This window comes from Kosakonia oryzae (assembly GCF_001658025.2).
GTDB lineage: Bacteria > Pseudomonadota > Gammaproteobacteria > Enterobacterales > Enterobacteriaceae > Kosakonia > Kosakonia oryzae.
In genome coordinates this window covers 355181-367751 of sequence record NZ_CP014007.2, presented here as the reverse complement: position 1 = coordinate 367751, position 12571 = coordinate 355181, and the positions used below count along the sequence as shown (strand labels likewise).

At 55.5% G+C, this 12571-nt stretch carries 8 protein-coding genes; 1 reads left to right on the top strand and 7 read right to left on the bottom strand.

The features are described from left to right. Positions 1 to 5: 5 nt before the first annotated feature. Positions 6 to 836 carry a rhomboid family intramembrane serine protease GlpG gene (glpG, locus tag AWR26_RS01670; RefSeq protein ID WP_064563187.1) on the bottom strand — a complete coding sequence of 277 codons (831 nt, stop codon included), beginning with the start codon at positions 834 to 836 and terminating at the stop codon, positions 6 to 8. Positions 837 to 893: 57 nt separating this feature from the next. After that, entirely contained in the window at positions 894 to 1223 is a 330-nt protein-coding gene (gene glpE / locus AWR26_RS01665; RefSeq protein WP_043956275.1) for a thiosulfate sulfurtransferase GlpE, read from the bottom strand. A 189-nt stretch (positions 1224 to 1412) separates the two neighbouring features. Between glpE and glpD the strand changes: the two genes are divergently transcribed. Then, a complete protein-coding gene (gene glpD / locus AWR26_RS01660) occupies positions 1413 to 2918 on the top strand; it encodes a glycerol-3-phosphate dehydrogenase (protein ID WP_064563185.1) in 1506 nt (501 codons plus the stop codon). Between the two features lie 93 nt (positions 2919 to 3011). On the opposite strand, the gene glgP is transcribed toward glpD, so the two are convergent. From glgP to glgB, 5 genes are all read right to left on the bottom strand, one after another. Beyond that, positions 3012 to 5459, bottom strand: coding sequence for a glycogen phosphorylase (gene glgP / locus AWR26_RS01655; RefSeq protein WP_064563183.1), 2448 nt, complete (start codon positions 5457 to 5459; stop codon positions 3012 to 3014). Positions 5460 to 5478: 19 nt separating this feature from the next. Beyond that, positions 5479 to 6912 (bottom strand): glycogen synthase GlgA, encoded by a 1434-nt coding sequence (gene glgA / locus AWR26_RS01650; protein ID WP_064563181.1) that lies wholly within the window; start codon positions 6910 to 6912, stop codon positions 5479 to 5481. A gap of 91 nt (positions 6913 to 7003) precedes the next feature. Beyond that, entirely contained in the window at positions 7004 to 8287 is a 1284-nt protein-coding gene (gene glgC / locus AWR26_RS01645) for a glucose-1-phosphate adenylyltransferase (RefSeq protein ID WP_043956271.1), read from the bottom strand. 14 nt (positions 8288 to 8301) lie between these two features. After that, positions 8302 to 10278 carry a glycogen debranching protein GlgX gene (gene glgX, locus AWR26_RS01640; RefSeq protein WP_064563179.1) on the bottom strand — a complete coding sequence of 659 codons (1977 nt, stop codon included), beginning with the start codon at positions 10276 to 10278 and terminating at the stop codon, positions 8302 to 8304. Next, positions 10275 to 12461 (bottom strand): 1,4-alpha-glucan branching enzyme, encoded by a 2187-nt coding sequence (gene glgB, locus AWR26_RS01635; protein ID WP_064563177.1) that lies wholly within the window; start codon positions 12459 to 12461, stop codon positions 10275 to 10277. Before glgB ends, glgX begins: the two co-directional genes overlap by 4 nt. Positions 12462 to 12571: the final 110 nt, after the last annotated feature.

Here is a 12571-nt window from a genome sequence, read left to right as displayed (position 1 = left end):
GATAATTATGTTCGTTTCCGCACATTCTGCGAGTCCACCAGCGCCATCGCCAGCCCAATCACCATGCCAGCCGTGTGCGCACCGGTAGCAATCTCAAAGCCCATTACGCCGAACCACTCGGCGACCATCAGCGCGACCGTAAAAATAAACAGCCCATTCGGTAATGCCACCTGAGGAACCGGATCGCGTACGCCGTGCAGCCAGACATAACCAATCAGCGCATACACCACGCCGGATAAACCACCAAACCACGGGCCGGTAAGTTGGTGCTGCACAAAACCGCTTAATAAGGCGCTAATCAGGGTAATAACCACCAGTTTGCCGGTGCCGAGACGCTTTTCAACGGCTCCGCCAAGATACCACCACCAGAAGAGGTTGAAGAGGATGTGTACCAGCGAAAAATGCATTATTGCGTGCGTGAAGTAACGCCAGACCTCAAACTGCACGCTAGCATCCCACGGCCAGGCGAGCCACATCATCACCGTCTGATCGCCAATCACGTTCATCACCACGAAGACAAACACGCAGAGCGCGGTCATCAGTAGCGTCAATGGCCCGCCGCGTTCGCGAATGGCCGCCGTCAGGGGAAAACGACGATAGCGCAGACCGCTGTTGACCTGCCCGGATTGCCAGCTCGCGGCCAGATAGCGCGGGTCGGCTGGATTTTCGATAAAGCGCGCCAGTTCAATTTTGACGCGCTCAACCTGGCTCTCATCTGCCAGCCAGATATCGCTTTGCTCGTGATGTTGAATAGTGAGGATCACGCCCTGGGTCTGCATATAATCGACAAACGCCTGGGCGACGCGAGGGTTAGTAAAAGAGGTAATCATCAACATGGCGGGCGTCGCTTAATCCATACAAAGAGAGACAGTATAGCGGCACGGGACGGATGCCTAAAGCGTACCGTGTTCGACTTCCGCCGGGAAATGACGGTGCCAGGCGTCGAAACCGCCGTCCACACTGTAGACCTGATCATATCCTTGCTGGAGCAGATATTGCGCCGCCCCTTTGCTGCTGTTGCCGTGGTAACACATCACCATCACCGGGGTATCGAAATCGTTGTCGCGCATAAACGCGCCCAGCGTATCGTTGGTCAGATGAAATGCGCCCGGCGTATGCCCCATCGCGAAGCTTTGCGGATCGCGGATATCCACCAGCACTGCCTGCTGCTGATGCAATTTCTGATGGGTTTCTTCTACGTTAATGCATTCAAAGTGATCCATGACGTTCTCTTAATTGACACAGGAAATGGCTATTCTCCCGTCAAGTGTACGTCGTGACGGCGGGTAAACGCCATTATGTTATGCATATCACTCTAAATTGTTTTTTTGATGTTACCAAAAGCGCGTTCCTTTGCTATCATGAGCGATAACGAACATTTATGAGCTTTAACGAAAGTGCGTGAGGGCAGCATGGAAACCAAAGATCTGATTGTGATAGGCGGGGGCATCAACGGTGCCGGTATCGCGGTAGACGCCGCAGGGCGTGGTTTATCCGTGCTGATGCTGGAAGCGCAGGATCTGGCCTGTGCGACATCCAGCAACAGCTCCAAACTGATTCACGGTGGCTTGCGCTATCTTGAACACTACGAATTTCGCTTGGTGAGCGAGGCGCTTGCCGAGCGTGAAGTGCTGCTGAAAATGGCACCGCATATCGCTTTCCCGATGCGTTTTCGTTTGCCACACCGCCCGCATCTGCGCCCGGCGTGGATGATTCGCATTGGTCTGTTTATGTACGACCACCTTGGAAAACGCACCAGCCTTCCGGCTTCAGCCGGTTTGCGTTTTGGCTCAGAATCGGTGCTAAAACCGGAAATCGTGCGCGGTTTCGAATATTCCGATTGCTGGGTGGATGACGCGCGTCTGGTACTGGCGAATGCGCAGATGGTTGAGCGTAAAGGCGGCAAAGTATTGACGCGCACCCGCGCCACCAGCGCACGCCGTGAAAATGGGCTGTGGATTGTTGAAGCGGAAGATATCGATACCGGAGAAAAATATAGCTGGCAGGCGCGCGGTCTGGTGAACGCCACCGGTCCGTGGGTCAAACAGTTCTTCGACGACGGTATGCATCTGCCTTCTCCGTACGGTATTCGCCTGATCAAAGGCAGCCATATTGTGGTGCCGCGCGTTCACTCGCAGAAGCAGGCCTATATTCTGCAAAACGAAGACAAACGTATTGTCTTTGTTATTCCGTGGATGGATGAGTTCTCCATTATCGGCACCACCGATGTGGAGTACAAAGGCGATCCGAAACACGTTGAGATCGATGAAAACGAGATCAACTACCTGCTGAAAGTCTATAACGCGCACTTTAAAAAACAGCTCACGCGCGACGATATCGCCTGGACTTATTCCGGCGTGCGCCCGCTGTGCGACGACGAATCCGATTCGCCACAGGCCATTACCCGCGACTATACGCTGGATATTCACGATGAGAACGGCCAGGCGCCGCTGCTGTCGGTGTTCGGCGGCAAGCTGACCACTTACCGCAAACTTGCCGAACATGCGCTGGAAAAACTGACGCCGTACTACAAAGGCATCGGCCCGGCGTGGACAAAAAATTGCGTGCTGCCAGGCGGCGATATCAGCGGCGATCGCGACGACTACGCGGCGAAACTGCGCCGTCGCTATCCGTTTATCAGTGAATCACTGGCGCGCCATTTTGCCCGCACCTACGGCAGCAATAGCGAACTGCTGCTGGCAAACGCCACCCGCATTGAAGATTTGGGAGAACATTTCGGTCACGAGCTGTATGAAGCCGAACTGCGTTACCTGGTCGAACATGAATGGGCGCGCCGCCTTGATGATGTGATCTGGCGTCGTACGAAGCTGGGAATGTGGCTGAGCGCCGAAGAGCAATCCCGTGTGGCGCAGTGGTTAACGCGTCATAACAAAGCGGAATTATCGCTGGCGTCGTAATGGTTGTGCCGGATGGAGGCTACGCCTTATCCGGCCTGCAGAGTTCTGCATATTTGCAGGCCCGGTAAGCATCACGCTACCGGGCCTGCATCGTTACAGGCGTACCGGATCGATATGCCAGATATATTCGGCGTACTCCTGAATCGTACGATCCGACGAGAAATACCCCATATTGGCGATATTATGCATCGCTTTGGTGGCCCACTCTTCCGGGTGGCGATACAGCTCATCCACCTTATCCTGGCAATCGACATAACTGCGGAAATCCGCCAGCACCTGGTAATGGTCGCCAAAGTTGATGAGCGAATCCACCAGATCGCGGTAGCGACCAGGCTCGTTCGGGCTGAACTGACCGGTGGCGATTTGCGTCAGCACCTGATGCAGTTCTTGATCTTTTTCGTAGTATTCGCGCGGCGAATAACCTTTGCGTCGCAGCGCCTCAACTTCATCCGCCGTATTGCCGAAGATAAAGATATTCTCCGCGCCGACATGCTCCTGCATCTCAACGTTGGCACCATCCAGCGTACCAATTGTCAGCGCGCCGTTAAGGGCGAACTTCATATTACTGGTACCAGAGGCTTCCGTCCCCGCCAGGGAAATCTGCTCTGACAGATCCGCCGCCGGAATGATCACCTGCGCCAGGCTGACGCTGTAGTTCGGGATAAACACCACTTTCAGCTTGTCGCCGATTTGCGGATCGTTATTGATCACCTGTGCCACATCGTTGATCAGATGAATAATATGCTTCGCCATGTAATACGCCGAAGCGGCTTTCCCTGCGAAGATATTGACGCGCGGCACCCAATGCGCGGTGGGATCGTCCTTAATACGGTTGTAACGCGTGATGACGTGCAGGACGTTCATCAACTGACGTTTATATTCATGGATACGCTTGATCTGCACATCGAACAGCGCTTTTGGATTCACCACCACATTAAGTTGATGGGCAATGATATCCGCCAGCCGCTTTTTGTTCTCCAGCTTGGCCTGCCGCACCGCCTGGTTAACCAACGGATAATCGATATGCTGCTCCAGCTCGCTCAACTGGCTGAGATCGGTACGCCATGTACGACCAATATGTTCATCCAGCACGCTGGAAAGCGAAGGGTTGGCCAGCGCCAGCCAGCGTCGCGGCGTCACGCCGTTGGTAACGTTGAGAAAACGCATCGGGAAAATAGCGGCAAAATCGGCAAACAGCGACTGAACCATCAGGTTAGAGTGCAGCTCAGACACGCCGTTGACTTTATGGCTGATCACCACAGCCAGCCACGCCATACGCACGCGGCGGCCGCTGGATTCGTCAATGATCGACGTCCGGCTCAGCAGCGCAGTATCGTTCGGGTACTGCTCCTGCAAGGTTTTCAGGAAATAATCATTAATTTCGAAGATGATTTGCAGATGACGCGGCAAAATTTTGCCCAGCATATCCACCGGCCAGGTTTCCAGCGCTTCGCTCATCAACGTATGGTTGGTGTAAGAGAAGACCTGACAGGTGACTTCGAATGCTTCATCCCATTCGAATTTATGTTCGTCGATCAACAGGCGCATCAGCTCCGGAATCGACAGCACCGGATGGGTGTCGTTGAGGTGAATGGCGATTTTATCCGCCAGATTGCTGAAGGTTTGATGCAATTGATAGTGGCGGCTGAGGATATCCTGCACGGTCGCTGAAACGAGGAAATACTCCTGCCGCAAACGCAATTCACGCCCGGAATAGGTGGAATCGTCCGGGTAGAGCACGCGGGAGACGTTTTCCGAATGGTTTTTATCTTCCACCGCCGCAAAGTAGTCGCCCTGGTTAAATTTACCGAGGTTAATTTCGCTACTGGCCTGCGCATTCCACAGGCGCAGGGTGTTGGTCGCATCAGTGTCGTAACCGGGGATGATCTGGTCGTAGGCTACCGCGAGGATCTCTTCGGTTTCCACCCAACGGCTGCGCTTACCCTCCTGCTGAACACGCCCGCCAAAACGCACTTTATAGCGCGTATTGTGGCGTTTGAATTCCCACGGGTTGCCGTATTCCAGCCAGTAGTCCGGCGACTCTTTCTGCCGCCCGTCAACGATATTTTGCTTAAACATGCCGTAGTCATAACGGATGCCATAGCCGCGGCCGGGCAAACCCAGCGTCGCCAGCGAATCCAGGAAACAGGCCGCCAGCCGCCCGAGACCACCATTGCCGAGGCCGGGGTCGTTCTCTTCATCAATCAGCTCTTCAAGATCGAGCCCCATCTCTTCCAGCGCATTTTTCACGTCGTCATAAATACCGAGCGAAAGCATGGCGTTGGAGAGGGTGCGGCCAATCAGAAACTCCATCGATAAGTAGTAGACCTGGCGGACTTCCTGGGAAAGTTGCGCGCGGGTGGAACGCAGCCAGCGCTCCACCAGACGATCGCGAACGGCGAACAGCGTGGCGTTCAGCCATTCATGGCGGTTAGCAATAGCCGGATCTTTACCGATGGTGAACATCAGTTTATAGGCAATCGAATGTTTTAATGCCTCAACACTCAATGTCGGTGAGGCATAAGTAAATGGTGCATTCATATAAGTGATTCCTGGAAAACTATTTCAACCGAAGGTAAAGATCGCGATAAGACTGCGCTGCGACCTGCCAGCTAAAATCCATGGCCATCGCCTGGCGCTGTACAAAACGCCAAAGCGAAGGCCGGGACCACAACACGAAAGCACGCCTGATCGCCCTTAACAGCGACCAGGCATTACTGTCTTCAAAAGCAAAACCGGTGGCGATGCCATCCGCCAGATTTTCCAGCGAACTGTCGGAAACAGTATCCGCCAGCCCGCCGGTTCGCCGCACCAGCGGCAACGTCCCATACTTCAGACCGTACAACTGCGTTAAGCCGCACGGCTCAAAACGGCTCGGTACCAGAATGACATCCGCGCCGCCCATAATGCGGTGGGAGAACGCTTCGTGATAGCCAATCTGTACGCCGACCTGACCCGGATGCTCCGCCGCTGCCGCGAGGAAACCTTCCTGCAAGACCGGATCGCCCGCGCCCAGCAGCGCCAGTTGGCCGCCCTGTTCCAGCAGGCCTGGCAAAGCTTCCAGCACCAAATCCAGCCCTTTCTGGCTGGTCAGACGGCTGACCACGGAGAACAGCGGAACTTTGTCGTTGACCTTCAGCCCCATGGCGATTTGCAACTGACGTTTGTTCTCCGCTTTCTCTTCCAGCGTATCCCGCGTGTAGCGCGCACCGAGAAGCAGATCCGTCGCCGGATCCCAAATCTTCTCATCCACGCCGTTCAGAATGCCGCTGAGGCGGCCCTCCTGCTGGCGCTGGCGCAGTAACCCTTCCATACCATAGGCATATTGCGGCTCGGTGATCTCCCGGGCGTAGGTGGGGCTAACGGCGGTAATATGATCCGCGTAATACAGCCCCGCCTTCAGAAATGAAATTTGTCCATTAAACTCCAGCCCGTGCATGTTAAAGAATGACAATGGCAACTGGATGTCATTCATATGCTGGGCAAAAAACATTCCCTGGTAGGCCAGGTTATGGACGGTAAAAACCGACTTTGCCGGGTGCCCTTTCGCCGCCAGATAGGCCGGAGCCAGCCCCGCATGCCAGTCGTGCGCATGAACTATATCCGGGCGCCAGAAAGGATCCAGCCCGGTTGCCATCTCGCTGCCCACCCAACCGAGCAACGCAAAACGCAATACGTTGTCAGTATAGGCAAATAAATTGGTATCGTGATAAGGACTGCCGGGGCGCGCATATAAATGCGGCGCGTCGATCAGGTAGATCCCTACTCCGTTAAAATGCCCAAACAGCAACGCGATGGGCCCGGCGAAGGTCTCCCGGCGGGTAACCACCTGAGCATCGCTCACGCCACGGCGAATATCCGGGAATGCAGGCAACAGTACGCGTGTATCAACACCACCGGCGATTTGCGCCGCAGGCAATGCACCAATAACGTCCGCCAGACCTCCGGTCTTCAGCAACGGAAACATTTCAGAACAGACATGTAAAACCTGCATTATCGCTCCTGTTCAAATCCATACGGCAAGGATGGCCGTCAGGGGGGAAACAGTGCGCGGACCTCTTCCGCGCAAGGTTTCAATTCACTTTTCAGCCTTGCAGTTTGCGTAGCATCTCTCGCGTTACCAGCACGATGCCCTCTTCGGAGCGGTAAAATCGGCGCGCGTCTTCTTCTGCGTTTTCACCGATCACTGTGCCTTCCGGGATCACACAACCTCTGTCGATAATGCAGCGGCGCAAGCGGCAGGAGCGCCCTATCCATACCTCCGGCAACAATATCGACGAATCGATGTTGCAGAAAGAATTGACGCGTACGCGATAGAACAACACCGACTGCACAACGACCGAGCCTGAAATAACGCACCCGCCAGAAACCAGCGAGTTGAGCGTCATGCCGTGGCTGCCCGATCGATCCTGAACAAATTTCGCCGGCGGCAGAGATTGATTATAGGTACGGATAGGCCAGTTTTGATCGTACATATCCAGCTCTGGCATCACCGACGCTAAATCGAGGTTCGCTTTCCAGTAAGCTTCAAGCGTTCCCACATCGCGCCAATAAGGTTCTGAATTCGGATCCGATTGCACACAGGATTGTGGGAATGGATGTGCATAGGCCATGCCAGATTTGACGATTTGCGGAATGATGTCTTTACCGAAGTCGTGGCTGGAGTTCTCGTTTTTATCATCCTCCTCCAGCAGGTCGTACAAATATTCAGCATCAAAAATATAGATCCCCATACTGGCCAGCGCTTTGCTGTCATCGCCGGGCATAGAGGGCGGATTCGCCGGTTTTTCGACGAATTCGACCACCTTGTCCTGCTCATCAACCGCCATCACGCCAAAGGCAGTTGCTTCGTGAATGGGCACCGGCAAGCAGGCCACGGTGCAACGCGCCCCTTTTTCGACATGGTCGAGCAGCATGCGCGAGTAATCCTGTTTGTAAATGTGGTCACCCGCCAGAATGACGATATATTCCGCGCGGTAGCGGCGAATAATATCGAGGTTCTGCGTCACCGCATCTGCCGTGCCGCGATACCAGTTTTCGCCATGCACACGCTGCTGGGCAGGCAATAAGTCGACAAACTCGTTCATCTCGTTATTGAAGAAAGACCAGCCGCGCTGAATATGCTGAACCAGCGTGTGGGATTGGTACTGGGTAATAACCCCAATACGGCGGATACCGGAGTTGATGCAGTTGGAGAGCGCAAAATCGATGATGCGGAATTTACCGCCGAAGTGAACCGCCGGCTTGGCGCGTTTTTTGGTTAAATCTTTCAGGCGCGTCCCGCGCCCGCCCGCCAGAATCAGGGCGACTGATTTCAAGGGCAACTGGCGCGCTAACATTGTAGGGTCGTTCTTATCTAATCTCACCATGACAGACTCCGTTTTTATGACCGCTGAAATACGCAAACTCCATGCGCAGGCCCATGCCAGGCAGTTATCACTACCGGATTGTCCTCTCCGGCAAAGGGAGGAATGGCGTGCCAACCCCCTTGAGGCAAAACCATTTCTGCAACATCGCTGGTTGCGTTAATGGCGATTAAAACCGTATTGGAGAGCAAAATTTGTAAGCGCAGAGCACCGTGCTGCCACGCCTGCGCCGTCAATGGTTGTCCGGCGTGATCCAGCCAGGCTACGTTGCCGTCTCCTTCTTCCCACCAGACGTTGCGCGTCAAAGCGGGGATCCGTTGACGTAGCTGGATAAGTGCGGCAGTGAAGTGCATGAGCCCGCTATCCGCGTGCTGCCAGCTCAACCATGTCAGCGCGTTATCCTGGCAGTACGCATTATTATTACCGTGCTGGCTGTGCCCCAGTTCATCTCCGGCCAGCAGCATCGGCGTTCCCTGAGAAAGCAGCAGCGTGGTCAGCAGGGCATGCACGCTGGCGCGCCGCCGTTCGACCACATCCAAACTGCCACCCAGACCCTCGTGTCCATGATTATTGCTGTGGTTATTGTCGGTACCGTCGCGATTGTCCTCACCGTTCGCCTCGTTATGCTTGTGGCTGAAACAGACGCAATCACGCAAAGTAAAACCATCGTGCGCGGTGATCAGATTGACCGAAGCCGACGGCAAGCGGCCCGCACGTTTAAACAGATCGCTGGAAGCAGCAAACCGCCCGGCCAGCTCCCCCAGCGACAACGACTGTTCCAGCCAAAAACGGCGCGTCGCGTCGCGGAAATGATCGTTCCATTCGGCAAACGGCGCGGGGAAATTCCCCACCTGGTAGCCGCCAGGGCCGATATCCCACGGCTCGGCGATCAGTTTCAGATCGCAAAGCAGCGGATCGTTTTTGATCGCGGTAAACAGCGGCGCCTGCGGATCGAAATCCGGTGTGCGTCCCATGATTGTCGCCAGATCGAAGCGGAAACCGTCAACGTGGAAGGTCTCCGCCCAGTAACGCAGGCAGGCATGCGCATAGTCCACGCCTGCGGGGTGGCTCAGATTCAGCGTGTTGCCGCATCCGGTCCAGTTGTGATAATCGCCATCTTCTCTGATCCAATAATAGGTACTGTTATCAATGCCGCGCAGGGAGAAAGTCGGCCCGTCGAGATCGGTTTCGGCGCTGTGATTAAGCACAATATCGAGGATCACTTCGATCCCCGCCTGATGCAGCGCCCTCACCGCTTCGCGAAATTCATTGATGGTCTGTTGCGGATCGCTGGCATAGTGCGGATGGAGCGCAAACAGCGCCAGCGGGTTGTAGCCCCAGTAATTAGAAAGCCCCAGCCGTTGCAGGCGCGGCTCACTGGCAAAATGGGCGACGGGCAGCAGCTCCAGCGCGGTGATGCCAAGCTGCTTAAACCAGGCAACCATCAACGGATGCCCCAGCGCCTTATAGGTGCCACGAATATTTTCCGGCAACTGAGGATGAAGCCAGGTGAGCCCTTTGACGTGCGCTTCGTAAATGACGGTGTTGCCCCACGGCGTGCGCGGCGGCACATCGTTTTGCCAGTCGAACGCGTCATGCACCACTACGCTGCGCAAGCCAAGCGAGGCATTATCGTGAGGATCCGGCGAATCATGGCCGCCGTGGAACAGCGGGCTGTCAACGGCCTCGCCGTCAACGCGCTTCGCGCAGGGGTCAAGCAAAAGTTTTGCCGGATTAAAACGGTGGCCTTGCGCCGGTTCCCAGGGGCCATGCACCCGGTAGCCATAGTGCAGGCCGGGTTTTGCGCCGCTGAGAAAACCGTGCCAGATATCCCCGGTGCGGCCGGGCAGATCGACGCGCTGTTCGTTACCTTCGTCATCGAACAGGCACAGCTCGACGCGCTCCGCATGGGCGGAAAACAGCGTAAAATTAACGCCGTCCGCCTGCACTTCTGCGCCGGGCGGCAACGATTGCCCCACCGTCAGCTTCGTCATTCCCCCTCCCGCACCAGCCAGATGGTCGCCAGCGGCGGTAACGTCAGTAACAGCGAGTGCTCACGCCCCCGGTTAGCAATCGCATCGCTGTGTACCACGCCGCCATTACCGGTATTACTGCCGTGGTAGTGCATCGAATCGGTGTTTAACTCCTCGCGCCAGCGGCCAGGCTGATTGATACCAAAGCGATAATCGTAGCGCGGCACCGGGGTAAAGTTACTGGCGACAATGATTTCGTTACCCTGCCTGTCGCGCCGGATAAAGACAAACACCGACGCTTCATGATCATCCACCACCAGCCACTCAAAACCGTACGGGTCAAAATCCACCTCATGCAGCGCTTTGTGGTGACGGTAGAGATGGTTCATGTCGCGCACCAGCCGCTGTACGCCGTGGTGCCAGTTATCGCCGCCCTCAAGCAGATGCCAGTCCAGGCTGCCGTCGTGGTTCCACTCGCGTCCCTGGGCAAATTCGTTGCCCATAAACAGTAATTTTTTGCCAGGGAAGGCCCACATCCACGCGTAGTAAGCGCGCAGATTGGCAAATTTTTGCCAGGCATCGCCGGGCATTCTGTCGAGGATCGATTTCTTGCCATGAACCACTTCGTCATGGGACAGCGGCAGGATAAAGTTTTCGCTGTAGTTGTAGAGGATGCCGAAAGTGAGTTTATCGTGGTGGTACTTGCGATAGACCGGATCGAGCTTCATATAGTCCAGCGTGTCGTGCATCCAGCCCAGATTCCACTTGTACCAGAAACCCAGCCCGCCCTGAGAAGGCGGCCGCGAAACGCCGGCAAAATCGGTGGACTCTTCCGCCATACTGACGACGCCCGGTGCCTGCTCGCCGAGGATGCGGTTGGTGTTACGCAGAAATTCAATCGCTTCCAGGTTCTCGCGTCCACCAAACTCATTGGGGATCCACTCGCCCTCTTTGCGGCTGTAGTCGCGGTAGATCATCGAGGCCACCGCATCGACGCGCAGCGCATCTATCCCGAAGCGTTCGATCCAGTAGAGCGCATTGCCTACCAGATAGTTACTCACTTCGCGACGCCCGTAGTTATAAATCAGTGTGTTCCAGTCCTGGTGATAGCCTTCACGCGGATCGCTGTGCTCATACAACTTCGTTCCGTCAAACTCAGCCAGGCCAAAATCGTCCGACGGAAAATGCCCCGGTACCCAGTCGAGGATCACCCCCAGCCCGGCAGCATGGGCGGTATGAATAAAGTGCAGAAAATCATCGCGAGTACCAAAGCGGCGGGTCGGTGCGTATAGCCCGGTCGGCTGGTAGCCCCAACTGCCATCAAAGGGGTGTTCATTCACTGGCATCAATTCAAGGTGGGTAAATCCCATCCATTTGGCATACGGCACCAGTTGATCGGCCAGTTCACGATAGCTGAGCCAGAAGTTGTTGTCGGTATGGCGACGCCAGGAACCCAGATGCACCTCATAAATACTGATTGGCGCATCAAACTGGTTTGCCTGCTTGCGCTCCTCGCTCTGCGTTTTCTTGCCCGGCAGACCGCAGATCAATGAGGCACTGTCCGGGCGCATCTGGGCTTCAAAGGCGTAAGGATCGGCCTTAATCCTCAACCTGCCATTTGCATCAAGGATCTCGAATTTGTAGAGCTGACCGTTGAGCGCGCCAGGGATGAACAGCTCCCAGATCCCGCTTTCACGACGCAGGCGCATCGGATGGCGGCGACCGTCCCAGTAGTTGAACTGCCCAACTACCGAAACCCGCTGCGCATTTGGCGCCCAGACGGCGAATCGTGTTCCGACCACGCCATCCATCGTATCCGCATGCGCACCCAGCGTTTCATAGGGGCGCATATGGGTTCCTTCACTGAGCAGCCAGCTATCCAGATCCTGCAACAGCGGGCCGAAACGGTAGGGATCATCAATCAGATTCTGCTGGCCATGCCAGATCACAGCAAATTGATAACGGAAAGGATTTTTGCGGCGCTCCATCACGCCGCTGAAGAAGCCCCGTGAATCCAGGCACTCCAGTTGTCCTACTTTGCGCCCGGTTTTCGGCTCAATAACCCACACTTCAGTGGCGTCAGGCAACAGAGCGCGAACTTCAATACCGGCATCGGTACAATGCATGCCAAGAACGGAAAAAGGGTCGGCAAAATGGCCGGAAATTAGTGCATTAATCACGTCTCTGTCGATATGAACAGACATGGCTTTCATCCTGTTATGGTGGTATCGCGCTTTCCACCGCCGTTTCACGCGGTTGCGATACTTTTGAACCTGAACGGAGCAGCACAAATGTGCGCATCCTCTATGCTCCG